The following is a 25,765-nucleotide window of genomic DNA, read 5'->3' as shown; positions in this document are numbered from 1 at the left end:
AGGGGAGGAAGATTTACTTCTTAAGCACCCCGCCCAGCACAGGCGTCACCACCAACCCGTTCAGGTCCACCAGCACATGGACCAGCATCACCACCCACAAACTGCCGGTCATCAGATACAGCCCGGTCATCACCGCCCCCAGCGCGGTGGTGGCGGCCACCCCGACCCAGCCCTGATAACGGTGCATCGCCCCGAACAGGATCAACGAGGCGACAAAGCCGATCCCCGCCTGCCCCGTCACCATCGCGACCAGCAGCGGCAGATAGAGGCGGAAGAACGCCTCCTCCGTCACCCCCGCCATGATGCTGAGCGCGGCGGCATATTTCACCTCACGCCGCTCGCGCGGCGGCAGGGCGGAAATATTGCCCAGCGGCTTGCGCTTGCGCAGGCGCGCCAGCACCCCACCGACGACCAGCCCACCGATCGCGCCGCCGAGCAGCATCCCCTGCATCGCCTCGCCGCTGTCGAAGATCGGCGGCATGGTCGCGGCGACAGGGGCGAACTCGTCCGGAATCACGGCCAGCGCGTCGATCCGGCCGAGCAGCGCCAGCCCGACCAGTACCGGCAACAGGAACGCCAGCGCCGACCGCGCCAGCCACAATCGGAAGCGCATCCGCCGCGAATGGCTGTCGTTCAGCGCGCTGAACCGCCGATACTCCCCCAGATCGCCCTTCTGGAACCACCAGATGCCCGCCAAGGCGGCCAGCAGCAGCAGGAGGACGGCGGCCGTCATCATTCACCCCTCCCCTTCAGGGGAGTGGACGGGGGTGGGGCGCTTCCGCAAGCACAGGGTTTGAGGCGAGGCCTCACCCCAACCCCTCCCCTGAAGGAGAGGAGCTCATTCAAGACGAAGTCCCCTTGCCCCAAAATCAAAGCCGATGCTGCCCCTTCACCCAGCGCACCGTGCCCGACGAGGCGCGCATGACCACGCTTTCGGTCGTCATGACCTTGGGCCGACGCTTGACCCCGGCCAGCAGCGAGCCGTCGGTCACGCCGGTCGCCGCGAAGATGCAGTCGCCCTGCGCCAGCTCGGTCAGGTCATATTGCTTGTCCAGATCGGTCACGCCCCATTTGTGCGCCCGCGCCCGCTCGGCATCGTTGCGGAATAGCAGCCGCCCCTTGAACTGCCCGCCGACGCAACGCAGCGCGGCGCAGGCCAGCACGCCCTCGGGTGCGCCGCCCGAGCCCATATAGACGTCGATGGTCGTGTCGGGATCGGTCGTCGCGATCACCCCCGCGACATCGCCGTCCCCGATCAGCACCACGCCGCACCCCAGGCCGCGCAGCTCGGCGATCAGCCCCTCGTGACGCGGACGGTCGAGCACGCAGACCACGATGTCCTTGGCCGCCACGCCCTTGGCCTCGGCGATGGCGCGGATATTGTCGCTGGGGCTGCGGTCGAGATCGATCACGCCCGCCGGATAGCCGGGACCGACCGCGATCTTGTCCATATAGACATCGGGTGCGTTGAGCAGATGGCCCTTCTCGGCGATCGCCAGCACCGCCAGGCTGTTCGGCCCCGCCTTGGCGCAGATGGTCGTGCCCTCCAGCGGATCGAGCGCGATGTCGATCTCGGGGCCGTTGCCGGTGCCGACCTTCTCGCCGATGAAGAGCATCGGGGCCTCGTCGCGTTCGCCCTCGCCGATGACGACGGTGCCGTCCATATCGAGTTCGTTGAGCGCGGCGCGCATCGCCTCGACCGCCGCCGCGTCCGCCGCCTTCTCATCCCCGCGCCCGACCAGTGTCGAGGCCGCGATCGCCGCCGCCTCGGTCACGCGCACCATTTCCAGGACGAGGACACGGTCGAGAACCTGGCTGGCGCTCTGAAGATCGGTCTGGCTCATAAACTCTCCTGCCACTGACGTGCGGCCATGTTGAACATGTTTTACAGCGCCATATCGCGCGTGGCGGCACAGGCATAGCCCGAAAGCCGCGAAGACGGTGCAGCGAAACGGTACGCCACCGCGTTTGACCCGTTCCCGCTTCCCTCCCAAGATGGCCCCATGCTCAAACCGATGATCGCGCTGGAGAGTGTCAGCCGCCGTTACGGCACGATCGCGGCGGTCGACACGGTGTCGTTGACCGTCGAGCGGGGCGCGTTCGTCGCGCTGGTCGGCGCATCCGGATCGGGCAAGTCGACGCTGCTGCGCATGATCAACCGGCTGGAGCAGCCCGATACGGGCCGGGTCCTGATCGACGGACAGGATGTGACCGCCGAGCCCCCGCCCCTGCTCCGTCGCCGCATCGGCTATGTCTTTCAGCAACATGGCCTGTTCCCGCACATGACGGTCGCGGCCAATATCGCCATCGGCCTGCGCATCGCCGGGCGGACCGTGGGAAACCGGGTGAGTGAACTGCTCGATCTCGTCGACCTGCCGCGCGACGTGGCGCAGCGTATGCCCGATGCGCTGTCGGGCGGCCAGCGCCAGCGCGTCGCCATCGCCCGCGCGTTGGCGACCGAACCCCCGATCCTGCTGCTCGACGAGGCGCTGGGCGCGCTCGATCCGGTCACCCGCGATGCGGTGGCGGGGCGGCTGGTCGAACTGCACCAAAGGCTGGGGCTGACCACGATCCTCGTCACGCATGACATGGCCGAGGCATTGCTGACCGCCGCCCGCGTGCTGGTGATGGAAACAGGCCGGATCGTCGCCGATGCCACCCCTGCCCAACTGGTACGCGCCGAAGGCGGCAGCGCGGCGCAGAATCTGATGGCGGTCCCCCGGCATCAGGCCGAGCGGCTCGCGGCGCTCCGGGCATGAGCCCCTTTCTCGACGCCCTCACCCGCGTCCCCCCGCTGCTGGCCCAGCATGTGCTGGTCAGCATGGCCGCGCTGCTGCTCGGCATCCTGATCGCGGTGCCGCTGGCCTTTGCCTGCGCACGGCGGCCGGGGCTGTCGCGCGTGGCGCTGGGCTTCGCCAGCCTGGTGCAGACCATCCCGGCGCTGGCGCTGCTGGCGCTGTTCTATCCGGTGCTGCTCAGCCTGTCGGGGCTGGTCGGCGGCGGGATACCGGCGCTCGGCTTCCTGCCGTCGCTGCTGGCGCTGACCCTTTATGCGCTGCTGCCGATCCTGCGCAACGGCGTGACGGGGTTGGTCGGGCTCGACCCGGCGGTGTTGCAGGCCGCCGATGCGGTGGGGATGACGCGAGGCCAAAAGCTGCGACTGGTCGAGGCGCCCCTGGTCGCGCCGGTGCTGGCGGCGGGCATCCGCACGGCGGCGGTGTGGACGATCGGGGCCGCCACCCTGTCGACGACGGTGGGCCAGCCGAGCTTGGGCGACCTGATCTTTGCGGGCCTTCAGACCCAGGCCTGGGCGTTGGTGCTGGCGGGATGCTTCGCCGCCGCCGCGTTGGCGTTGGTGGTCGACGCGCTGATCGGGCTGATCGAGCGCGGGCTGGCGACGCGGCGGCGCTGGATGTGGCTGGGCGGACTGGTTGCGCTGGCACTGGGGATCGCGCTGGCGACCCAGCCGCTCTGGCCGCGCGGAAGCGATGCGCGGCGGCAGGTGGTGATCGGGGCGAAGAACTTCTCCGAGCAATATATCCTGGCGCGGCTGATCGGCGACCGGCTGACGCGCGCGGGCTATGAGGTCAGCTATCGCGACGGGCTGGGCTCGACCGTGGCGTTCGAGGCGACGGCGGGCGGGCGTGTGGACGTCTATGTCGATTATGCCGGGACCTTGTGGACGACCGCGATGCGTCGGCATGATTCCCCGCCCCGCGCGGCGATGCTGGGCGCGCTGAAGGACTGGGCGGCGACGCGTGATGTCGCGATGCTCGGGCCGTTGGGGTTCGAGAATGCCTATGCCTTTGCGATGAAGGCACCGCTGGCGCAGCGGCTGGGCGTGCGGTCGCTCGCCGATCTCTCCGACGCCGCGCCGCGATTGAAGCTGGGCAGCGACCTGGAGTTTCTGGACCGGCCCGAATGGGCGGCGGTGCGGGACGCGTACGGCCTACGCTTCGCCGGCATGACGCCGTACAGCCCGACCTTCATGTACCGCGCGCTGGAGAGCGGACGGGCGGATGTGATCTCGGCTTTCTCCTCCGATGGCCGGATCGCGGCGGAACGGCTGACCGTGCTGGGCGATCCGAAACGGGCGATCCCCGGTTACGATGCGGTGCTGCTGGTGGCGAAGGACCGGGCGGGGGACGCGAAGTTCGTTCAGGCGCTGCGGCCGATGCTGAATCGGATTCCCGTCGAGGCGATGCGCGAGGCGAACTACCGGGTCGACCGCGATGACGCCGCGAAGGAAAGCCCGGAGGCGGCGGCACGGTGGCTGGCCAGGCGGGTGGGGTTGTAGTTTTGGTTCAGGCGAAGCCGCAAAGTCGCGAAGCAGAGAAGATTTTGGTTCGCGCGGAGGCGCGGACAACGCGGAGGGGGATCGCGCTGGGCGACCGCTCTGCTTTTTTCACCGGCCAATTAGGCAGGATGAAGGCTGCCGCCGGGCCCGACACCTCCGCGTTCTCCGCGCCTCCGCGCGAACAAAATCTTCTTCGCGACTTTGCGGCTTCGCGTGAACCTTAAGCCCCTCCCGCAAGCGAGTTTCAGGTCGGTCATGCCCCCGGCATGACCTAAACGATGCGGGGCATCGTTTACCTGAAACTGGGTTGGGGAGGGCAAGGAGTCTCACCGAGACCATCACCCGTGGCGTTCCCTCCCCCATCCCCTCCCGCCTGCGGGAGGGGCGTGCCAAGTATCAGATGTCCGGTGCGATCAATCGCGCAGCAGGTCGTTGATGCTGGTCTTCGAGCGGGTCTGCGCGTCCACACGCTTGACGATCACCGCGCAGTACAGGCCCGGCTTGCCGTCCACCGACGGCGTCGTGCCGGGCACCACCACCGAATAAGGCGGCACATGGCCCCGGAAGACTTCGCCCGTCTCGCGGTCGATGATTTTGGTCGAGGCGCCCAGATAGACGCCCATCGACAGCACCGCACCCTCGCCGACGCGGACGCCCTCGGCCACCTCGGCCCGCGCGCCGATGAACGCGCCGTCTTCGATGATGACGGGATCGGCCTGGAGCGGCTCGAGCACGCCGCCGATACCCGCGCCACCCGACAGATGAACGTTCTTGCCGATCTGCGCACAGCTGCCCACGGTCGCCCAGGTGTCGACCATCGTGCCCTCACCGACATAGGCGCCGATGTTGACGAAGCTCGGCATCAGGATCGCGCCCTTGGCGACATGCGCGCCGCGGCGCACGACCGAGCCGGGCACAGCGCGGAACCCCGCGGCGCGGAAATCGGCTTCCGACCAGCCGCTGAACTTCGACGGCACCTTGTCGAACCAGTGGCCCGCGCCCGGACCATTGTCGATCAGGACATTGTCGTTCAGGCGGAACGAGAGGAGGACGGCCTTTTTCAGCCACTGGTTGACGGTCCAGCCGCCATGGCCGTCCGGCTCGGCCACGCGCGCCTCGCCCCGGTCGAGCAGCGCCAGCGCGCGGTCGACGGCGATCCGCTCCTCACCCTGCGTGGCGAAGTTCAGTTCGGCCCGGTTGTCCCAGGCGGCATCGATGGTGGCGGCCAGTTCATGTGCCATCGTCAGTCCTCCAATATGCTCGTCAGCCACGGCGTCAGCGCGTGGACGGTATAGTCGATATGGTCGCGGGCCGCCTCGGGCCCCTGTTCGGAGCCGTTGTCGACCCACACGGTCGTCATCCCGATCGCCTTGGCGGGGACCAGGTTGCGCGCCATGTCCTCGAAGAAGATCGCGCGGGTCGGATCGATGTCGAACGCCGCGCACAGCCCCGCATAGGCGGACGGCTGCGGCTTCGGCACCAGGCCCATGGCGGTGATGTCGTGCACCGCCTCGAAATGGCTGCCCAGCCCCAGCCGGTCGAGGACCTTCAGCGCATAGGGCTTGTCGCCATTGGTGAAGACCAGCTTGCGCCCTGGCAGCTTGGCCAGCGCGGCGGCGAGCGGTGCGTCCTGTTCCAGCACGTCCATCTCGATATCATGGACATAGGCCAGGAAGGCGGCGGGATCGACGTCATGCTCGGCCATCAGCCCCGCCAGCGTCGTGCCGTGCGCGTGGAAATATTCCTTCTGCACCCGGAACGCCTCGGCCGGGTCCAGGCCCAGCAGGTCGCCGACGAATTGCGTCATGCGCCGGTCGATATGCGCGAACAGATTGGCGCTCGCCGGATACAGCGTGTTGTCCAGATCGAAGATCCAGGCGTCGATATGGGCAAGCGCGGGCAGCATGGCGGCAGCGTGTAGGCGTGAGGCCCCATGGCCGCAAGCCGCCCCGTGGCCCGTCCGCGCCCCATCTCTCGCCACTCCTTAACGACGGCGCAAGAAAATCATGCTATCCCAAAGATCAGGCTCACCCCTGTCGGTTGGGCAGGCGGAATGATGGATGAGGGGTCTGAGCTTGCGAGCGCGGGAAGCGCGCGGTGCCGGGGGCATCGCGACAGTCTGGAGCCTGGTCATCGGCGCGGGCACGATGGTCGCCGCCTGTGGCGGCGGCAACGGCATCCAATCGATCCCAACCCCGATCGCCAGTCCGACCCCGACCCCAACACAGACACCCACCCAGACCACCCCTACCCCGGCGCCGACCCAGAATTACGACACGGCGGGCTATCGGGCGACGGCGGGCGCGGTCTCGATGAATGCGCTGGCCGCCTATCAGCGCGGCGCGACCGGCGCGGGTGTTGCCCTGGGCGTCATCGATTCGGGCGTGGACGACCGCACCGGCGCCTTCACTGGGCGGATTTCCAGTGCCTCCGCCGATGTCGCGGGCGCGCGCGGCACCGGCGATCTGGACGGGCACGGCACCGCCGTCGCCTTTACCGCCCTGGGCGGCCGCAACGGCAACCGGGCACAGGGCGTGGCGTTCGACGCCACGCTGGTCGTGCTGCGCGCCGACGAGCCGGGCAGTTGCGGCGGCTCCACCGAAAATGGCGGGCTGGGCGGGACGTGCAGCTTTTCCTCCGACGCCATCGCCCGAGGGTTGGACACCGCCCGCAACGCAGGCGCGCGGGTCGTCAACATCTCGCTCGGCTCCAACGATACGCCGCCCAGCGCGCTGCTCGCGGCGATCGGGCGGGCGACGGCGGCGGGCATGGTGATCGTGATCGCGGCGGGCAATGACGGCGAATCCAACCCCACGCTGATGGCGCAGGTCGCCAACAACAATGCGGTCGCGCGCGGCCAAGTCATCATCGCCGGATCGGTGAACGCGGGCGGCACCATCTCGTCCTTCAGCAACCGGGCGGGCCAGTCGTCCGCCCATTATCTGACCGCGCTGGGCGAACGGGTGGAGGCCCCCGATGCCAAGGGCGAGCGGTTCCTCTGGTCGGGCACCTCCTTTGCCGCACCGCAGATCAGCGGCGCGGTCGCCCTGCTCGCCCAGGCCTTTCCCAACATGACCGGCGCGCAGATCGCCGACCTGTTGCTGCGCACCGCGCGCGAGGCGGGGACAAGCGGCACCGACGATGTCTATGGTCGCGGCACGCTGGACCTGACCGCCGCCTTCCGGCCGGTCGGCAGCACCAGCGTGGCTGGCACCGGCGCGGCCATTTCGATGGGGGTCAATGCGCGACTGTCCCCGGCGATGGGCGATGCGCGGGCGGAGGGGCTGACCCTGGTCGCGCTCGACGGCTATGCCCGCGCCTACCATATCGACATATCCGGCACGGTGGCGCAGGCCGCCCCCCGCCCGATGCTGGCGCCATCGCTGCTCGGCCGGATCGAGGGCACGGTCGTCAGCGACGGCACCCGTTCGATCGCGCTGACCCGTGCGATCACCTCGCCCGGCGAGGCGCGGCTGCGCGCGATCGTCCCCACCGACGCGCCCAGCGCCACCCAGCGGATCGTCGCGGGCAGCGTCACCCAGACTCTCACCCCCGACACCGCCATCGGATTCGGCTTTGCCAGCACCGGCGACGCCATGGTCTCGGGGTGGACCGGCCAGTCCGGCCCCGCCTATCTGATGACCGATCCCGGCGCGGGCATGGACCGCGCGCCTCGCGCCGCGGCTGCCCTGCATCATGTCATGGGCCGGGTGGGTGTCAGCGTCGCGGCCGAGAATGGCCGCTTCGCCGCGCCGATGCCGGGCATGGCCGCGCCCAGCTATGACCAGATGACGGTGACGTTCGACCGCAGGATCGGGCCGGTCGCCGCGACACTGGGCGTGACCCGGCTGGACGAGCAATCGACCGTGCTGGGCGGCTGGTTCGGCGGCGCGCTGGGCCAGGCGCGCGGGCGCAGCTGGTTCGCCGACGGGGCCGCGCGCTGGCAGGACGATGGCGGCTGGACGCTGGGCGCCCGCTGGCGCAGCGGTTGGACTCGCGCGATCGGCGGCCTGGGCGGCGGCATGCTGGCCAGCCGCGCCTGGTCGGTCGAAGCGGGCAAGGCCGGGCTGTTCGGCCACGACCGGATCGACCTGCGCCTGTCGCGGCCCTTGCGGGTCAGTGGCGGGGGACTGGACCTGCGGCTGCCCGGCCATTGGGATTATGCCAGCGGCCAGGTCGATGGCTGGACGAGCAACCGGCTGTCGCTGGCCCCCACGGGCCAGGAAACGCTGGTCGAGCTGCGCCATGGCATCCGGCTGGGCGGGGGCGAGTGGTCGACGCATCTGTTCTGGCGGCGTGACCCCGGCAATATCGCGATGCTGCCGCCGGAGCGGGGCATGGCGGTGAAGTATGGCTTGACCTTCTGATACGCGGTCTTGGCTGGCGGGGGCGGCGGATCGTCCCCATCTTCCTCATATGACACGCTATTCCCTGCTCGATCTGGTGACCGTCGTCGAGGGCGGCACCGTGGCCCAGGCACTGGCCAACGCCGCCGACCTCGCCGCCCATGCCGAGGCGGTCGGCTTTCACCGTTACTGGACCGCCGAACATCACGGCATGGCGGGCATCGCGTCCGCCGCGACCGCCGTGGTGCTGGCGCATGTCGGGCAGGCGACTGAGACGATCCGCATCGGCGCGGGCGGCATCATGCTGCCCAACCATGCGCCGCTGACCATCGCCGAGCAGTTCGGGACGCTCGATGCGCTGTTCCCCGGCCGGATCGACCTGGGGCTCGGCCGTGCGCCGGGATCGGACCAGCGCGTCGCCCGCGCGTTGCGCCGGACGCTCGACAGCGATCCCAACGCCTTCCCGCGCGACGTGATGGAGCTGCAAAGCTATTTCGCCGACGACGGGCAGACCGGCATCGTCGCGACGCCCGGCGCAGGTGCAAAACCGCAGATGTGGATATTGGGGTCGAGCCTCTATGGCGCGCAACTCGCCGCCGCACTGGGCCTTCCCTATGCCTTCGCCTCACACTTCGCGCCCGACGCGCTGGACGATGCCCTGGCCATTTACCGTCGCGATTTCCGACCTTCGGCGGTGCTCGACAAGCCCTATGCGATGGCGGGTTTCAACGTCTTCGCTGCGGATACGGACGCCGAAGCCGAATTGCTGGCCAGTTCGCAGCAACAGGCCTTCGTCGCGCTGCGCACCGGCAACCCCGGCAAGCTGCCCCCGCCCGTCCCCGGCTATCGTGAAAGCCTGGGGGTTCAGGGGTCGGCGATCCTCGACCATGTCCTGTCCTGCTCGGCCATCGGCTCGCCTGCGAGCGTGGAGCGTCAGTTGGCGGCCTTTGTCGAGCGGACCAAGGTGGACGAGGTGATGATCGTCAGCTCGATCTTCGACCACGAGGCCCGGAAACGGTCCATCGGGATCGCGGCACGGGCGATGGACGCGTTGGATATGGTGGCGGCCTGAACTGTTGGGGTTCGCGCGAAGCCGCGACGACGCGAAGAGAAGATGATGGTTCGCGCGGAGGCGCGGAGGATGCGGAGGGGGTTTGGCTTGTATGGACCGGGGTCCCCCCATTCCTCCCCTGCAAGGGGAGGTGGCAGCGCGAAGCGCTGACGGAGGGGTGTCGCGCTGTCGATAGGGGGACACCCCTCCACCATCCTCCGGATGGTCCCCCTCTCCTTACAGGGGAGGAATGATATCCGTCATATCGCCAGCAACGACGCAGGATGGGACAATTTGGCCCCGCCACCCAAGACACCTCTGCGTCCTCCGCGCCTCTGCGCGAACATAATCCTCTTCGCGCCGTCGTGGCTTCGCGCGAACCGAAATCACCCCACCGCCGCCGGAAGCCGGAGCCGCACGAGCAACCCGCCCAGGTCCTCGCTCTCCTCCAGCGCCACGGTGCCGCCGTAGATCTCCGCCACGTCGCGCACGATGGCGAGGCCCAGGCCCGTTCCCGGCTTGCCGGTGTCGAGCCGGACGCCGCGATCGAAGATGCGGACGCGCTGATCTTCGGGAATGCCGGTGCCGTCGTCCTCGACCAGGATTTCGACGAACCCGGCCTGCGCACCCACCGTCACGAAGACGCTGCCGCCGCCGTACTTGGCGGCGTTCTCGACCAGATTGCCCAGCATCTCGTCCAGGTCCTGCCGCTCGACATGGACGACTAGGTCCTTCGGCCCATCCACGTCGATACGGATATGGCGATAGAGGCGACCGACCGCGCGCTCGACCGATTGCAGGCTGGGCCAGACCTCGGCGCGGCTGTGCGCCGAACCGCGCCGCCCGACCGCGCGGGCGCGCGCCAGATGGTGGTCGACCTGGCGTCGCATCGTGCGCGCCTCGCGGATCACCGTTTCAGCCAGATCCTCGGACTGGGCGGTCGCGGCGTTCATGATGACGGTCAGCGGAGTCTTCAGCGCATGCGCCAGATTGCCCGCATGACGCCGCGCCTCCTCGGCCTGTTTCTCGTTATGCTCAATGAGGGCGTTCAGCTCCTCGACCATCGGCGCGACCTCGTTGGGCATCGCGTCGGAGATGCGATCGGCTTTTCCGGCGCGCATCGCCGCAATCTCCTCGCGCACGCGGCGCAAGGGATAGAGGCCATAAAAGGTCTGCATCGCCGCCATCAGCAACAGGCCGACGCCCAGCAGCGCGAAGCTGCGCACCAGCGTCCGTCGCAGCGCCCCGATCTGCGCATCCAGCCCCGTCGTCCGCTGCGCCACCTGGAACCGCCAGCGCACGTCTGAGCCGGGAAGCTTCACATCGCGTTCGACAACGCGCAGCTTCTCGTCCGGGAATTGCGTGCTGGTATAGACGTGAATCGTGTCGTCATTGTGCGCCGAGCCGAACGCGAGCCGCCGATCCCAAAGCGAGCGTGACGGAAAGGGCTCATGACCCTTGCCCGACACCTGCCAGTAGACGCCCGATCCCGGTTCCAAAAAGCCTTGGTCGGCGGGCTCACGATTGAACCAGACCTCACCTTCTGAATCCACCGCCGCCGACACCAGCAGCGATTGGAGCACGTAGCCCTGACGGTCGTCGAAATTCTGCGTGACGGCGGACACCAGCACCCGGTCGAGCGCGAAACCGCCGCCCGCCAGCAAGACCAGGATCCACCCCGCGGCGATCAGGATCATGCGGCGCGACAGCGACCCCGTGCGCAGCGTCCGGCGCGGTGTATGTCCCTCCGTCACGGAAAAAGCCGGATCAGGCCGCCGAACCCGCCACAGCCCCCGCCGCTGGATCGTCCAGGCTATAGCCCAGGCCGCGGATGGTGGTGATGACATCCTGACCAAGCTTCTTACGGATACGCGTCACGAACACCTCGATCGTGTTCGAATCGCGGTCGAAATCCTGGTCGTAGATATGCTCGATCAGCTCGGTGCGGCTGACCACCTTGCCCTTGTGATGGAGCAGATAGCTGAGCAGCTTATATTCCTGCGCGGTCAGCTTCACCGGCTCGCCCGCGCGCGTGACCTTGCCCGAACGCGTGTCGAGGCGGACGTCGCCCGCGGTCAGCTCGGACGAGGCATTGCCGCTGGCCCGGCGAATCAGCGCGCGAAGACGGGCGATCAGTTCCTCGGTCTGGAAGGGCTTGGCGACATAATCGTCGGCGCCCGCATCCAGCCCCGCCACCTTGTCCGACCAGCTGTCGCGCGCGGTCAGGACGAGGACGGGCGTGGTCTTGCCCTCCTTTCGCCAGCGGTCGAGCACGGTCAGCCCGTCAATCTCGGGCAGGCCTAAGTCGAGCACGATCGCGTCATAGCTTTCGGTCGAACCCAGAAAATGCCCTTCCTCGCCGTCCGTGGCGAGGTCGATGGCATAGCCCGCGCCTTCCAGCGTGGCCTTCAACTGCTGGCCGAGATTGGGCTCGTCCTCGACGATCAGAACGCGCATCGCAAAACTCCCTGTATTTCTATGGGGCTGACCGACAAGCCGGTCATCAGCCGTCGGTCCGGCCGATGACCTTGCCGGTGCGGCCGTCCACCTCCACCCAGATCACCGTGCCATTGCGCAGGAATTTAAGCGTGTAAACCGACGCACCCGCATCATAATCGAAACCGATATATTGCGAATCACGCATGGTCGGCACCACCCGCGCCTCGATCTCGCGCAGCGACAGATTGCCTTCCTTGCGCTGCTGATAGGCGCGCATCTGGTCGCCGCGACGTTGATCGGCGCCCATTCCCATCGGGGCCTCGATCAGCGGCGGTGAACCCATCGGTGCGGCGAGCAGAGCCAGAAGGACGGTCATCGACATGAAATTGGCATAGCGGTCAACCGTTGAACAGCCTCTGAATGGATCATGCAGCCGCGCGACAGCGCTTGGGGTGCTTGCCGGGTTCCGCATCCGCCCCTAACTGCAAGGCCATCATGGCAGCACCCGTTCTTTCCTACGAAGACCTGGGCCTTGTACAAGGTTCGGGCTGGCTCTTCCGGCATCTCGATATCCATGTCGGTCCGCGCGACCGGCTCGCGCTGATCGGGCGCAACGGGGCGGGCAAGTCGACCCTGCTGAAGCTGATGGCCGGGATCATCGATTCGGACGAGGGGCGGCGCGTGATCGTGCCGGGCACCCATGTCGTCTATCTGGAACAGGACCCCGATCTGGCCGGGTGCGCAACGCTGGGCGATTATGTCCTGTCGGGCGACGACGCGCCGGAAGCCTATGAGGCCGATGCCATCGCCGGACAGCTGGGCATCGACCTGACGCGCGAGGCATCGACCGCCAGCGGCGGCGAACGGCGGCGTGCGGCGATCGTCCGCGCGCTGGCGATGAACCCGGACGTGCTGCTGCTCGACGAGCCGACCAACCATCTCGACCTCGCGGCCATCGAATGGCTGGAGGACTGGCTGAAGCGCTTCACCGGCGCGTTCATCGTCATCAGCCACGACCGCACCTTCCTGACCCGCCTGACCAAGTCGACGCTGTGGCTCGATCGCGGCCAGATGCGGCGCAACGAGGTCGGCTTCGGCGGCTTCGACGCGTGGACCGAGCAGGTCTATGCCGAGGAACAGCGCGCCGCCGAAAAGCTCGACGCCAAGCTCAAGATCGAGGAGCATTGGCTCCACCGCGGCGTGACCGCGCGGCGCAAGCGCAACCAGGGCCGCCTGGAAAAGCTGGTCCAGATGCGCGCCACCCGTGCCGCAATGATCGGGCCGCAGGGTGCTGCCAAGCTCGGCATCGCGTCGGACGATGTGAAGACCAAGGAGGTCATCAAGGCCGAGCATGTCACCAAGCGTTACGGCGACCGCACGATCATCAAGGACCTGAGCCTGAAGGTCACGCGCGGCGACCGGATCGGCATCGTCGGCTCGAACGGGGCGGGCAAGACGACGCTCCTCCGCCTGCTGACCGGCGAGATCCAGCCCGACGAGGGCAGCGTCTTCCTGGCCAAGACGCTGGACGGCGTGATCATCGACCAGCAGCGCAAGCTGATGGCCCCCGAGAAGCGCGTGCGCGAGGTGCTGGCGGACGGCGGCGACTGGATCGACGTGCGGGGCGTGCGCAAGCATATCCACGGCTATCTGAAGGAATTCCTGTTCGACCCTTCGCTGGCCGAGGCGAAGATCGGCACGCTGTCGGGCGGCGAGCGCTCGCGCCTGTTGCTGGCCCGCGAGTTTGCGCGCGAATCCAACCTGCTGGTCCTCGACGAGCCGACCAATGACCTCGACCTGGAGACGCTCGACCTGCTTCAGGAGGTGATCGGCGATTATGAGGGCACCGTCCTGATCGTCAGCCACGATCGCGACTTCCTGGACCGCACGGTCACGGTGACGCTCGGCCTCGACGGGTCGGGCAGTGTCGACGTCGTGGCGGGCGGCTATGCCGACTGGGTGGCCAAGCGCAAGGCCGCCCCGGAAACGAAGAAGGCCCCGGCCAAGGCCGCCCCCTCGCCCGCCGCGCCGGTGCAGGCGAAGACCAAGCTGAGCTACAAGGACCAGCGCGACTATGAACTGCTGCCCAAGCGGATCGAGGAGCTGGAGGCGGGCATCGCGCGCAACGAGGCGAAGCTTGCCGATCCCGATCTCTATGCCAAGGACCCGGCCCAGTTCGACCGCCTGATGAAGGCGATCGAAAAGGCGCGCGACGAAAAGGACGAGGCCGAGATGCGCTGGCTGGAACTGGCCGAGCAGGTCGAGGCGCTGGCGGGGTAACGAACTGACCGCGCGCCTCGCCCCGTCACTTGGTGATGCGCGCGGTCGCCACGGCGTTCTGGAACAGCGCGGCCATCGCCGCCGAGATATCCTGATCGGTCGATACCTTGGTGTAGAGCCCCGGGGACGCGCAGGCCTGAAGCGCGGGTTCTACCTTGTAGAGATACGGCTGAACTCTTGTCTGGCCAAAATTATTGCCTTCGATCGATTGCGGCAGATATTCCGTGTAAAGCACAGCGATACGAACGCCCCGGGCCTTGATCATGTCGCATTTGGCGGTGTCGATCACGACTTCCGGCTGATTACCAGGCGAGGGTGTACGAACTTCGTCCCGTACGCCATCCGTCACGATGAACATGACACCCTGGGGGGCATCCGTTCCAATTCCCGTGCCGGGGGCCTGCGTGATCACCTGACTATTGATCTGATCCATCGCATCGCTGGTTGCGGTATCCTGATCGGCAAAACCCGGCTCGTTGCGATTGCAGGCGTTGGTCGGGCAGCCGTTTCTGTCGAATTTAAATGGCACGAGATTTTGAGTTTTCGCCGCCGCCGTGGACATATCGGGGGTCAGACCCAGCAATATGTTGAAAGCGCCCCGACCACGAAACGTCGCAATCGCAATTTGATATTTGGCGCCAGTTTTGCTCGACGTGCTCATGGCGTTAGACGCCAGTCTAGAAACGGCCGCGCCTTCCTCGTCGATCCGTAATTTGAAGCCATAGGATTTGGCAACGTCATACAAGCTTGTCATTTTGCCGTTCGCATCGCGACCTTGTAGATCATTGGCGGAATGGCACGCGAACTGGCAATTCTGGTCGTTGCTCGCGGCCACCTTGGCCAGCCCCGCCGTCGTGGTTGGAAGCGCCATCGAGCTGGAAACGTCGAGCAGCATATAGAAGTTGATATTGGGTGCCAGAGCATTGGTCGTTTGCGATTGCCCCCCAATGGCCAGCGTGTTCAGCCCGAGAATCTTCGCAAAGAAATTGTTGGACGTGGCTTTGTAGATGACCGTGGCGTTGCGACGACCGGTATTGTCCGTGGGGGCGTCGATCCTGACGTTCGAAATGCTGATGTCGCCTGCCGTGACGAGCGACTGCGCCTGGGTATCGAAGATCTTGCGGGCATAGGCCGCCGCATCGCTGTCCGTCATATTCATCGCGGTCTTGCTGACCGCCGACAGCGCGGACGAATCCGCGACCGCGTTCATCCTGGTCTGCGCCTTCATCGCGCGGGCGTAATCGATGCCCATTCCGATCGAGAAGACCAGCACGGGCAGCGCCATCGCGAACATCATCATCACCGCGCCGCGGCGGTGCCGCAGCGCGTCGCTTGCGGATTGGAGGAATGCGGGGATCATGGCTTTCAGCAATCCGAACAGGCGATCTGGTCCGCGTTGCGCGGGACCATCCACAATATGTCACTCAACGTCATCGCACCGACGCCGCCGAAGGTCGCGACGGGGCGATAGGGATAGCCGACCTGGGCAACGAGGAACGTCGTACCGGGGGTGCCCATCGCCGCCGGGACATTGGCCCGCGCGCCGCGCGGATAACCTTGCGTGTTGCGCCCCTCGCTCCAGATGATCCAGGTCCGACCATATCGATCGGTCGAAACCTCGGTCACCCTGATCTGTGCATTGCCGTCGGCATAAGGCTGCATGACCTGCGACGCGGCGATCAGATTGGATCCGATTTCGGCCTCCGTCATCTTGCCCGTCGTGTTCTGCGCGATCAGATCGACGGCGGCGCGGGCGGTGATCGTGACCTTGCGCTTGCAGGCCATCGCGTCCTGCAACTGTACCCCGCCCAGATACAGGATCAGCATCACCGGCAGGATGATCGCGAATTCGACCAGGGCGACGCCGCGCTTGTCGCCGCGCAGGGCCCGGAACATGCGCGCCGTCACAGATAGGCCTCGGTCTTCGACACCGATGTCGCGATCAGGATGGTCGGCTTGCTGCTGAGCGGCGACAGATCGGCGGCGGGCGCGATCGGCATCGGCCAGAGATAGATGAAGCGCACCGTAACCAGCGAGCCCTGCGACCCCACGTCATAGGACAGGTCGGTGAACTTCCGGGTCGCCGCATCGAAGTTCAACGATCCCGTGCCACCCGTCGGGATGGTGGCTCCCGCCGCGACGCTCTGCACATCGACGAACAGCCGCGAGCAGGACAGGAAGCTGGGCAGCGACTGGCACCCCTTGCTGCGAAACCGCTCGGCCAGCTGTGCCTTGGTCAGGCCGGTGCCGAGGCCCTGGAGATCGGCGGCCTGGGTCTGGCCGGTGACGATACCGCGCGCCGCGACCTCGACCGCGCTCTCCAGCGCCTCCTGCGCCAGATAGGCGAGGCTCGACTGGAGGATCGCCAGCAGCAGTGCGATGAACGGTGCGGCGACCAGTGCGAACTCGACGATCACCGCGCCCCGCCGATCGGTCCGGAGCACGGGTCGAGCGCCACCCGAAGGGCGGAAACGGAAAGCGTCAAACATGGGTGGGCGGATATCCTTTCCACCCATTTCGGTCAGAACCCGTTAAATTTTGGAAAACAAATCCGATACATAATGGACGCCGACCAAACCGCCCCCGCCTGCCTCAGCGCAGCGCGCGGGCGTAGAGCGCCAGCGTCCAGGCCATCGCCTGGAGGAACAGCGCGGGGTCGTAACGCGGCCCCTCGTCGCGGAGAAAGGCGTGCTGCCCGGCGACCTCATGCCATTCATAGGAGGCGCCGACCTCTTCCAGCCGCGCGCGGATCGCTTCGCGCCCGGCATAGGGGACATGCGGGTCCTGCCGTCCCCAGACGAACATCGTCTCGGCCTTCAGTTCGCCCATGCGCGCCAGGCTGTCGTCGTTCCGTCCCTCGCCCAGCGTGCCCGAATGGATGTCGGTGGCATAGAAGCATGCCGCGGCCCCCACGCGCGGATCGAGCGCGGCGCGATAGGCCAGATGCCCGCCCAGGCACACGCCGAACGTGCCGAGATGCCCGTTGCATGCGGGATGCTCGGACAGCGCGGTCAGGCCTGCGGTCGCATCGGCGTCATAGGCGGCCACCGGCTTGGTGAACTTCAGGTCGTTGCCCCGGTCCGTGCCCGGCTTGTCATAGGCCAGCACCGTTCCGGCGGGCTCATATTCATGATAGACCTCGGGCACCGCGACGACATAGCCCTGCCCCGCCAGCATCGCGGCCAACCGCCGGATCGGGGCGGTCACCTGATAGATTTCGGAAAACAGCAGGATGCCGGGAAAGCGCCCGTCGATCGCGGGGCGGAACAGGTGCATCCGCATCGTGCCGTTGCCGGGCACCTCGACATCCTGGGTCTCGTCGCTGCGTATGATCATGGCGGGCCTGTCCTGGTTGATGGCCTTGCCCATCGCATCCCGTTGAAGACAGGGCAATCGGGTTGCGCGGACCACGGCCGTCGCTATCGTCCGGGCATGTCGGGAAACAGGATGCGACTGGCGCTGTTGAGCGCGGTCTGGATATTGGGGCTGATCGCCTCGGGGTTGCATCCGTTCGACCGGGCGACCTGGTGGATGGAGGTCGCGCCGGTGCTGGTCGCTTTGCCCTTGCTCTGGGGATGGCGGCGGGGCTTTCCGCTGACCGGGCTGGCGCTGGTCCTGATCGGACTTCACGGTCTGATCCTGATGCTCGGCGGGGCATATAGCTATGCGCGCGTGCCCGCCGGGTTCTGGGTGCAGGACTGGCTGCATCTGGCGCGCAACCCCTATGACCGGCTGGGCCATTTCGCCCAAGGGTTCGTGCCCGCCATCGTGTTTCGGGAATGGCTGGTCCGGCGGGGCGGGCTGGTGCGCGGCGGGATGCTGACCTTCCTCGTCATCGCATGCTGCCTGGCGGTGAGCGCGGCGTATGAACTGATCGAGTTCGGCGCGGCAATGGCGCTGGGCCAGGGCGCGGACGAGTTTCTGGGGACGCAGGGCGATCCGTGGGACACGCAATGGGACATGCTGATGTGCCTGGTCGGCGCGGTCGCGGCGTTGGCGACGCTGTCGCGGATGCATGATCGGCAGATGGCAGGGATGGCGGAGAAGTAATTTGTTCGCGCGGAGGCGCGGAGACGCGGAGACGCGGAGAAGTCTCGCCCAGCCGCAGGCTGCCTCCATTCACAACCAACCGACTTCGTCTTCCGATCGAGAGAGCATGCGACAGCGCGGCCCATCCAGACACCTCCGCGTCTCCGCGCCTCCGCGCGAACAAAAACGATGATCCGGGACTCAAAGCATGGTAAAAGGGACCAGCCCAAAACCGGGAGTTTTCGAAATGATCCAGCGGCACCGCTGACGCGGCAAAGGTAAATTCCGGCGGCACGCACCGCCCCCCTGCCCCATCATTTCGAGAGATTTATGCCACGCTTGCAGAACAAGACGTGCGTCGTCACCGGCGCCGCGCGCGGGATCGGCCATGCCATCGCCCGCCGCTTTCACGAGGAGGGCGCGATCGTCATCCTGACCGATTGCGATGCCGACACCGGCATTGCGGCGGCGGAGAGCATCGGCTGCCGCTTCGAGCCGCTCGACGTTTCGGAAGAAGCCGACTGGGCGCGCCTCTCCCGGGTCGTCCCCACCGCCGATGTCGTCGTCAACAATGCCGGGATCACCGGGTTCGAGGACGGCTATGTGCCGCATGATCCCGAACATGCGTCGCTGGTGGACTGGCGCGCGGTGCACCGGGTCAATCTGGACGGCACCTTCCTGGGCTGTCGCTATGCCATCGGCGCGATGAAGACGGCGGGCACCGGTTCGATCATCAACATCTCGTCGCGCTCGGGCCTGGTCGGAATACCGGGCGCGGCGGCCTATGCCTCGTCCAAGGCGGCGATCCGCAATCACAGCAAGACGGTCGCGCTCTATTGTGCGCAGGCGGGGTGGAAAATCCGCTGCAATTCCATCCACCCCGCCGCGATCCTGACGCCGATCTGGGAGCCGATGCTGGGTGACGGCCCCAACCGCGCCGCGAGGATGGCCGCGCTCGTCGCCGATACGCCGCTCAAACGCTTCGGCGAACCGGACGAGGTTGCCGCGATCGCGGTCATGCTGGCCTCGGACGAGGCGACCTATATCACCGGATCGGAGTTCACCATCGATGGCGGGCTTCTCGCGGGGTCGGCGGCGAGCCCGGGCTAAACCTATGGTGTCGGGCGGTTTCGGCCGATAGGCTGGGGCCATGAATCGCAACCTCACCGAAGACCGCCCGACCTTCGTCACCCATCTGGAATGCTCGCTGACCGGCGAACGCTATGAGGCGGACCAGCTTCATGGCCTGTCGCGCGCAGGCCGCCCGCTGCTGGTCCGCTACGATCTGGAGGCGCTGGGCCGGGCGGTGTCGCGCGACACCATCGCCGCGCGTGAGACGGACTTGTGGCGCTGGCGCGAACTGCTGCCCGTCCGCCGCACCGACAGCATCGTCTCGCTGGGTGAGATCGAGACGCCGCTGATCCCCATTCCCCGCTCGGGCGGCGGCAATGTGCTGGTCAAGGATGAGGGGCGGCTGCCGACCGGCTCGTTCAAGGCGCGCGGACTGGTCATGGCGGTGGCGATGGCGCGCGAACTGGGCGTGACCCGGATCGCGATGCCGACCAACGGCAATGCGGGCGCGGCGCTGGCCGCCTATGCTGCGCGCTGCGGGATCGAGACCGTCATCCTCTGCCCGGAGGAAACGCCGGAAGTGAATGTCCGCGAGATCGCCGCACAGGGTGCGCGCGTCTGGCGGGTCAACGGCCAGATCGACGAATGCGGCGCCATCGTCGGGCGCGGCGCGGCGGAGGGGCGCTGGTTCGACTTCTCGACGCTGAAGGAGCCTTACCGGATCGAGGGCAAGAAGACGATGGGGCTGGAACTCGCCGCGCAATCGGGGTGGGAGCTGCCCGATGCGATCTTCTATCCGACCGGCGGCGGCACCGGCCTGATCGGCATGTGGAAGGCGTTCGACGAGATGGAGCGGCTGGGCTGGATCGGCAGCAAACGTCCGCGCATGTATGCGGTACAGGCGAGCGGCTGCGCCCCCATCGTTCGCGCTTATGAAGCGGGCGAGGAACATGCCGAACGCTGGGAGGATGCCGCGACGGTGGCGGCGGGCATCCGCGTGCCGAAGGCGGTCGGCGACTTCCTGATCCTGCGCGCGGTCCGCGAGTCCGGCGGCGCGGCGCTGGCGGTGGGCGACCCCGCGATCCTGAAGGCGGTGGAGGATTGCGCCAAGCGCGACGGACTGCTGCTCTGCCCCGAGGGCGGCGCCACGCTGGCGGCGTACAATCAGGCGGTGCGCGACAATCTGGTCGACGAGGATGAGCGGGTGGTGCTGTTCAACTGCGCCACCGGGTTGAAATACCCGATGCCCGAGGCGGGGCAGTGGCTGGACAAGAACGGGGCGATCGATCTGGCAACACTTTGAGCCGCTGCTCGCCTTTCCCTCTCCCATCGGGAGAGGGAGGGAGGCGCAAGGCGCCGGAAGGGTGAGGGTGTCGGAGAACTACCCGATCAACAACCGAATCCCCAACGCCGCCAGCAACGCCAGCGGCATCGCCACCGCCCCGGCCTTCAGGAAGGCGAGGAAGCTTACATCCTCCCCCTCGCGCCGGATCGCCTGGAGCCACAGGATCGTCGCCAGCGACCCCGTGACCGACAGGTTCGGCCCGAGGTCGACGCCGATCAACAACGCGTCGGTAACGATCTGCGGCGGATGCGCCTGTGCGATGGCGCTGCTGGCAACGAGGCCAGCGGGCAGGTTGTTCATCGCGTTGCTGACAAAGGCCAGCGTCGTCCCCGACACCGCCGCCGCCCGCGTCGGATCGGCCAGCATGTCGCGAAGCCCCCGCGCCACCCAGGCGATTACGCCCGTCCGGTCCAGCGCCTCGACCAGCACGAACAGCCCCGCGACCAGCGGCAGCACACCCCAGCTGACCGACCTGGCCAGCGTCAGCGGCGAGCGCCCCGCCAGCAGCGACACGATCACCGCCGTCGCGATCCCCGCCAATGCGGTCGGCAGGCCCAGTTCGGCATCGAGCGCCGACACGACCAACAGGAGCAGCGCCGTCAGCACGATGCCCGCAATGGCCAGCTTGCCTCCGGTCGACAGCGGGTCGCGGGTCACATCACTCTCGCAGTCCCCCGCGATCCGCGCCCGCTGGGTGAAGCGCAGCACCGCGAAGGTCACGAGGATCGACGCCAGCGATGGCAGCGCGAACGCCGCCATCCATGCGCCCAGCGGCGGCATGTGCCCGCCATAGAGGACGAGGTTCGCCGGGTTGGAAATGGGCAGCACGAAGCTGGCCGCATTGGCGATCAGTGCACAGGCGAACAGCAAAGGCAGCGGATCGGCCTTGGCCTTTTTCGCCGCGACGAACACGGCGGGCGTCAGCACGACGGCGGTGGCGTCATTGGACATGAAGGTCGTGACGACCACGCCCGTCGCATAGACCAGCGCGAACAGCTTCGCGCGCGACCGGCCCGCCATGTTGACGGCGGTGGCGGCGATCCAGTCGAACGCGCCATGCTCGCGCGCCGTCTCGCTGAGCAGCATCATGCCGATCAGGAAGAGATAAACGTCGGTGCCCTTCGCGACCGCCTGCCCCGCCTCGCCCAGCGGCATCAGGCCCAGCACGATCAGCAGCACCGCGCCCGCCACCGCCCAGATCCATTCGGGCCAACGCATCGGCCGCGCGATTACGCCTGCGGTCGACAGCCCCGCAATCGCCCAGGTGGCTCCGTATGCCAGCGTCACCATCCGCACCCATTCTTGTTCGGCCCGAGCCGGGCACCATCGATCCCGGCGATAGGCCAGGCGCCGATCGCGTGGCAATCCTCGCCCGGTGCGACCGGCAGGCGGCGCTTCGGGATGGCATGGGCGTCACGGACCAGACAGTCGATCCGGTCATAGCCTTCGCCACAGCGGACTTCGATCGCGGCCAATCCCTCGACCAGCGTCACGGTCGCCCGCCACAGGCCGTCCTCGCCCCGCGTCATCGGCGTGTCGCTATCGCCGACCCGCGCGACCGGCGTCGCATCCGCACCGAACAGTCGCGCGACGACCTCGACCGCGCCGGGCCGAGGCACGTGATGCGGGTCGGTCGGGCGGGTGATGAGCCGGACATCGCCCGGCGACACGATCTGCACATGCGGCCAGGCCGCATCCAGCCGCCGGAAGCGCCAGCTGACCACCCGGTCCTCAACACAGACGATGGTGAAGCCCGGTGCGCCGCCATCCTCCTCGATCTGCGCGGTCGAGCGGGTCGCGCCATAGATCACGCGGCCGTCGTTGAGCAGCTCGTTGTAATGGGTATGGCCGGTATCGACGAAGGCGACCTCGCCGTCGATGAACTGGCGCGCGATCATGTCGCCGTCCGCCGCCAGATCGCCGGGATAGGCGTGCATGAAGACCAGCGGCACCTGTCCTTCCGCCTTTGCCCGCGCCAGCTCCTCGGCCAGCTTGTTGCGGTGGTGCATGGTCAGCCGGAAATCGGGACCACCGGCCCCCGCCGACACCACGTCCAGGAACAGGCAGCGATACCCGGCGATCACTTCCATCTCGGGCCGGTTGGCCTTGGGGATCGCCGCTTCGTAGTGGAACAGGTCGCCGGGCTCGAAATCATGGTCGCCCGGGATGATCCGCCATGGCAGCGACAGCGGCGTGAGCGCGTCGATCATCCGGGCATATTGCTCGGGCGTGCCGTGATTGGCGTTGTCGCCAGGCACGAAGACGAAGTCCGCATCGCCCATCCGCGCATTCACCTGCGCGACGATGGTCCTCAGCCGGTCGAGGCCCTGCCAGTCATCCGCTTCGTCCAGATGCAGGTCGCCGATATGGACCCAGCAGATACCGCTCACGCCTGTGCCTCCTCGGGCTTGGCACCACCGGAGCAGGCGGGGCGCAGAGTCCCTGCAAAGCCGATCCACAGCCCCAGGCTCGCCACCGCGAAACCGCCGAGAATGTAGAAGGCGATGTGATAGCCCAGCTCCTGCGCCAGCCAGCCACCGATGGCGGGCGACAGCGAGGCGCCGACGCCCTGGATGGTCATCACCGCGCCCTGCCCGACATTGACCCGGCCGGTGCCGCTCAGCAGGCAGGCAACGAGGCCCGGCACCGCGACGCTCTGAAGCCCAGCACCGATGCCGTCGAGCGCCTGGACCGGCCACACGCCCCAATGCTCGATAAAGGTGCCCGCCAGAAAGCCACGCAGTGGAAGGGCGGCGAAGGAGATCAGCAGGACCAGCCAGTAACCGCGCCCGGCGGCGACCTTCATCGCGACCAGGCTGGCGATGATCATCACCGCCTGCGCCACCATGACGGTGGTCGCGGTGAACATCGCCGCATCGCCTTTCCCCGCGCCGACCACCGCCATACCGTACAGCGGCAGCATCGCGCCGTTGCCGAGATGGAAGCAGGCCAGCGCCGCCGCCAGGATCAGCATCGGCTTGTTGGCGAGCAGCGCCTTGAAACCCTCGGCCTGACCGCCTTCCTGATCGTCGCCGTCCTCATCTTCCAGCCCGCGCGCGGCGCGGTGGTCGATGGCGCGTTCGGGGATCGACAGGACCGAGATGATCGCCAGCACGCCGAAGGCGGCGGCCAGGAAGAAGATGGCGGGCATGCCGAACTTCCAGCCGAGAAAGCCGGAAAGCCCCGCGCCGACCATATTGCCCGCATGGTTCCACGCCTGGTTGCGGCCGTTCTGCGCGTTGAAGCCCTTTTGCCGGACGACGCCCAGCGTCATGCCGGTCACCGCCGGGCCGATCGCCGCGCCCGCAATGGCGGTCGCCACCTGGCTGACCCCGACAACGATGCCGGTCTGCGACCAGAGGATCAGGAAGGAGGCCAGAACCGTGCAGATGCCGGTGATGACGACGACCCAGCGCTTCTTGTCGGTATGGTCGATGAACGCGCCCGCAGGCACCGTCATCACCATGCCCGCCACGCCGCCCAGCGTCATGACGGTGCCGATCGGCCCGGTCTGCCACCCGCGCTGTTGCAGGAAGACCCCCAGGAACGGGCCGATCCCGGCCTGCATATCGGCCATGAAGAAGTTGAGCGCCTGCAACCAGCGTGTCGCGCGGCGGCGATCGCCTTCGGACGATGGGGACGTTCGAGAATCGGGTAATGCCGCTGTGGCCATGACAGGTCTCCGCGAGATGCGGGGCCTAACCCGGCAATAGTTTGAAATATCCGCCGATCGTATGATTTATGTTTGGCGAACGATTGGTGGTAAAGTTATCCCGCTGTAGAACAAGGATAAACCTGATACCGGCAGACATACCGCACAGAGCTACGTGACAATAACTTCATGAGAACCCGCCGGAACTTTTCCCGCTGGCACGTCTGGTCGGCAGCAAGAAAGGCGTCATCATGAACCACCACTGCGTCGCCATCGTCCCCGCCGACAACCTCGATGCCAGCACCGCCTTCTACCAACGGCTCGGCTTTTCGGTCGCCGCCGATTTCGGCCATTATCGCATCCTGGAGGACGGAGGCGGCTGGCATCTGCACCTCAACCACATGCCGGGCTGGCCGGTGCGCACGCAGGACAATCCGTTCGGTCTCTATCTCTATGTCGAGGATGTCGACGCGGTCGCCGAGCGGGTCCGCGACTGCATCATCGAGCCGGGCACGCCGCACGCCAAGCCCTGGGGCACCTATGAATTCGCGGTCAGCGACCCGACCGGGGTGCTGGTGCGGATCGGACGGATCGTCGACTAGCCCCCAACTTGCCCTGTCGGCCCGACCGCATCACATAGGCGGCCTGTCCGGATGCCGAAGCCTATGTGCCCGGCCCCGCAACGATGATGGACGATTGCCGTGACCACCAAGATCTACCTGTCCGCCGACCGCCTGCTGGAGGATTCCTTCCGCCTGGCCAATCTGGTCTTCGACTCCGGCTTTCGCCCGACCCATATCGTCGGCATCTGGCGCGGCGGTGCGCCGGTCGGCATCGCGGTCCAGGAACTGCTCGAATATCGCGGCATACAGAGCGACCATATCGCGATCCGCACCGCCTCCTATACCGGCATCGACCAGCAGGAGCCGCAGGTCCGCATTTACGGGCTGGGTCATCTGGTCGACGTCCTGAACCCGGAGGATCGTCTGCTCCTGATCGACGATGTGTTCGATTCCGGGCGTTCGGTCCGCGCCTTGCTGAAGGAACTGAAGCAACGCTGCCGGAACAATATCCCGGACGAGGTGAAAGTTGCGACCGTCTATTACAAGCCGTCACGCAACGTGACAGACCTGACGCCGGACTTCTTCGTCCATGAGACGAATGACTGGCTGATCTTCCCGCACGAGATCAACGGCCTGACCGAAGAGGAAATCCGGGCGCACAAGCACGGGGCCGCCTTCATCCTGCGCTGACG

24 protein-coding genes are annotated in these 25,765 nt (G+C 67.1%); 10 read left to right on the top strand and 14 right to left on the bottom strand.

The genetic code is table 11. From position 1 onward, the window contains the following. Positions 1-13: 13 nt before the first annotated feature. Positions 14-736: a CPBP family intramembrane glutamic endopeptidase gene (locus ACQR50_RS02420; protein WP_428969674.1), complete on the bottom strand. Its 723-nt coding sequence runs from the start codon at positions 734-736 to the stop codon at positions 14-16. A gap of 133 nt (positions 737-869) precedes the next feature. Then, positions 870-1,844 carry a class II fructose-bisphosphatase gene (gene glpX, locus ACQR50_RS02415; RefSeq protein WP_056430890.1) on the bottom strand — a complete coding sequence of 325 codons (975 nt, stop codon included), beginning with the start codon at positions 1,842-1,844 and terminating at the stop codon, positions 870-872. Between the two features lie 159 nt (positions 1,845-2,003). On the opposite strand from glpX, the gene ACQR50_RS02410 reads away from it, so the two are divergent. Together ACQR50_RS02410 and ACQR50_RS02405 are read left to right on the top strand one after the other, a co-directional pair. Further along, positions 2,004-2,759, top strand: a complete 756-nt coding sequence (locus ACQR50_RS02410; RefSeq protein ID WP_428969673.1) for an ATP-binding cassette domain-containing protein — start codon at positions 2,004-2,006, stop codon at positions 2,757-2,759. Further along, positions 2,756-4,297, top strand: coding sequence for a glycine betaine ABC transporter substrate-binding protein (locus tag ACQR50_RS02405; RefSeq protein ID WP_428969672.1), 1,542 nt, complete (start codon positions 2,756-2,758; stop codon positions 4,295-4,297). Before ACQR50_RS02410 ends, ACQR50_RS02405 begins: the two co-directional genes overlap by 4 nt. Positions 4,298-4,710: 413 nt before the next feature. On the opposite strand, the gene dapD is transcribed toward ACQR50_RS02405, so the two are convergent. After that, positions 4,711-5,538 (bottom strand): 2,3,4,5-tetrahydropyridine-2,6-dicarboxylate N-succinyltransferase, encoded by an 828-nt coding sequence (dapD, locus tag ACQR50_RS02400; RefSeq protein WP_056430899.1) that lies wholly within the window; start codon positions 5,536-5,538, stop codon positions 4,711-4,713. 2 nt (positions 5,539-5,540) lie between these two features. Then, positions 5,541-6,203, bottom strand: a complete 663-nt coding sequence (locus ACQR50_RS02395) for a pyrimidine 5'-nucleotidase (RefSeq protein ID WP_428969671.1) — start codon at positions 6,201-6,203, stop codon at positions 5,541-5,543. Between the two features lie 169 nt (positions 6,204-6,372). Here ACQR50_RS02395 and ACQR50_RS02390 point away from each other — a divergent pair, with 169 nt between their 5' ends. Both ACQR50_RS02390 and ACQR50_RS02385 read left to right on the top strand, forming a co-directional pair. Further along, the gene (locus ACQR50_RS02390; RefSeq protein WP_428969670.1) at positions 6,373-8,664 is read left to right on the top strand and encodes a S8 family serine peptidase; all 2,292 of its coding nucleotides are present in this window, start codon (positions 6,373-6,375) and stop codon (positions 8,662-8,664) included. 49 nt (positions 8,665-8,713) lie between these two features. Then, complete coding sequence (locus ACQR50_RS02385; RefSeq protein ID WP_428969669.1) at positions 8,714-9,715, top strand: LLM class flavin-dependent oxidoreductase; 1,002 nt, start codon at positions 8,714-8,716, stop codon at positions 9,713-9,715. A 365-nt stretch (positions 9,716-10,080) separates the two neighbouring features. Here ACQR50_RS02385 and ACQR50_RS02380 read toward each other — a convergent pair whose 3' ends face one another. From ACQR50_RS02380 to ACQR50_RS02370, 3 genes are all read right to left on the bottom strand, one after another. Beyond that, complete coding sequence (locus ACQR50_RS02380) at positions 10,081-11,391, bottom strand: ATP-binding protein (protein WP_428970625.1); 1,311 nt, start codon at positions 11,389-11,391, stop codon at positions 10,081-10,083. Positions 11,392-11,461: 70 nt separating this feature from the next. Further along, positions 11,462-12,151, bottom strand: a complete 690-nt coding sequence (locus tag ACQR50_RS02375; RefSeq protein ID WP_056430910.1) for a response regulator transcription factor — start codon at positions 12,149-12,151, stop codon at positions 11,462-11,464. A gap of 46 nt (positions 12,152-12,197) precedes the next feature. Next, positions 12,198-12,515, bottom strand: coding sequence for a PepSY domain-containing protein (locus ACQR50_RS02370; protein WP_156884172.1), 318 nt, complete (start codon positions 12,513-12,515; stop codon positions 12,198-12,200). Positions 12,516-12,628: 113 nt separating this feature from the next. Here ACQR50_RS02370 and ACQR50_RS02365 point away from each other — a divergent pair, with 113 nt between their 5' ends. Then, the gene (locus tag ACQR50_RS02365; protein WP_428969668.1) at positions 12,629-14,413 is read left to right on the top strand and encodes an ABC-F family ATP-binding cassette domain-containing protein; all 1,785 of its coding nucleotides are present in this window, start codon (positions 12,629-12,631) and stop codon (positions 14,411-14,413) included. Positions 14,414-14,438: 25 nt separating this feature from the next. Here the strand turns inward: ACQR50_RS02365 and ACQR50_RS02360 are convergent, their stop codons facing one another. From ACQR50_RS02360 to ACQR50_RS02345, 4 genes are all read right to left on the bottom strand, one after another. Next, positions 14,439-15,773, bottom strand: coding sequence for a pilus assembly protein TadG-related protein (locus tag ACQR50_RS02360; RefSeq protein ID WP_428969667.1), 1,335 nt, complete (start codon positions 15,771-15,773; stop codon positions 14,439-14,441). Between the two features lie 5 nt (positions 15,774-15,778). Further along, positions 15,779-16,309: a TadE/TadG family type IV pilus assembly protein gene (locus ACQR50_RS02355; protein WP_428969666.1), complete on the bottom strand. Its 531-nt coding sequence runs from the start codon at positions 16,307-16,309 to the stop codon at positions 15,779-15,781. Positions 16,310-16,317: 8 nt separating this feature from the next. Next, on the bottom strand, positions 16,318-16,857 hold the full coding sequence (locus ACQR50_RS02350) for a TadE/TadG family type IV pilus assembly protein (RefSeq protein WP_428969665.1): 540 nt from the start codon (positions 16,855-16,857) through the stop codon (positions 16,318-16,320). A gap of 148 nt (positions 16,858-17,005) precedes the next feature. Beyond that, positions 17,006-17,749 carry a dienelactone hydrolase family protein gene (locus tag ACQR50_RS02345; protein WP_428969664.1) on the bottom strand — a complete coding sequence of 248 codons (744 nt, stop codon included), beginning with the start codon at positions 17,747-17,749 and terminating at the stop codon, positions 17,006-17,008. Between the two features lie 96 nt (positions 17,750-17,845). Between ACQR50_RS02345 and ACQR50_RS02340 the strand changes: the two genes are divergently transcribed. The 3 genes from ACQR50_RS02340 (at position 17,846) to ACQR50_RS02330 (ending at position 20,816) form a co-directional block, all read left to right on the top strand. Next, complete coding sequence (locus ACQR50_RS02340; RefSeq protein WP_428969663.1) at positions 17,846-18,463, top strand: DUF2238 domain-containing protein; 618 nt, start codon at positions 17,846-17,848, stop codon at positions 18,461-18,463. A 309-nt stretch (positions 18,464-18,772) separates the two neighbouring features. Next, entirely contained in the window at positions 18,773-19,552 is a 780-nt protein-coding gene (locus ACQR50_RS02335; protein ID WP_428969662.1) for an SDR family oxidoreductase, read from the top strand. A 40-nt stretch (positions 19,553-19,592) separates the two neighbouring features. Next, a complete protein-coding gene (locus ACQR50_RS02330) occupies positions 19,593-20,816 on the top strand; it encodes a threonine synthase (RefSeq protein ID WP_428969661.1) in 1,224 nt (407 codons plus the stop codon). A gap of 78 nt (positions 20,817-20,894) precedes the next feature. On the opposite strand, the gene ACQR50_RS02325 is transcribed toward ACQR50_RS02330, so the two are convergent. The 3 genes from ACQR50_RS02325 to ACQR50_RS02315 are packed head-to-tail and all read right to left on the bottom strand — an operon-like array spanning position 20,895 to position 24,531. Then, entirely contained in the window at positions 20,895-22,145 is a 1,251-nt protein-coding gene (locus ACQR50_RS02325; RefSeq protein WP_428970624.1) for an arsenic transporter, read from the bottom strand. Next, a complete protein-coding gene (locus tag ACQR50_RS02320; RefSeq protein ID WP_428969660.1) occupies positions 22,142-23,248 on the bottom strand; it encodes a metallophosphoesterase family protein in 1,107 nt (368 codons plus the stop codon). Before ACQR50_RS02320 ends, ACQR50_RS02325 begins: the two co-directional genes overlap by 4 nt. After that, positions 23,245-24,531, bottom strand: a complete 1,287-nt coding sequence (locus ACQR50_RS02315; RefSeq protein ID WP_428969659.1) for an MFS transporter — start codon at positions 24,529-24,531, stop codon at positions 23,245-23,247. The genes ACQR50_RS02320 and ACQR50_RS02315 overlap by 4 nt, the downstream gene beginning before the upstream one ends. A gap of 230 nt (positions 24,532-24,761) precedes the next feature. Here ACQR50_RS02315 and ACQR50_RS02310 point away from each other — a divergent pair, with 230 nt between their 5' ends. Together ACQR50_RS02310 and ACQR50_RS02305 are read left to right on the top strand one after the other, a co-directional pair. Beyond that, the gene (locus tag ACQR50_RS02310; protein WP_428969658.1) at positions 24,762-25,112 is read left to right on the top strand and encodes a VOC family protein; all 351 of its coding nucleotides are present in this window, start codon (positions 24,762-24,764) and stop codon (positions 25,110-25,112) included. Positions 25,113-25,211: 99 nt separating this feature from the next. Further along, positions 25,212-25,763, top strand: a complete 552-nt coding sequence (locus ACQR50_RS02305) for a phosphoribosyltransferase (protein WP_428969657.1) — start codon at positions 25,212-25,214, stop codon at positions 25,761-25,763. Positions 25,764-25,765: the final 2 nt, after the last annotated feature.

It is taken from the genome of Sphingomonas sp. Xoc002, from assembly GCF_050408055.1.
Classification (GTDB): domain Bacteria; phylum Pseudomonadota; class Alphaproteobacteria; order Sphingomonadales; family Sphingomonadaceae; genus Sphingomonas; species Sphingomonas yabuuchiae.
The sequence above is the reverse complement of the archived record's forward strand: the minus strand, read 5'-3'. Positions and strand labels throughout refer to the sequence as shown.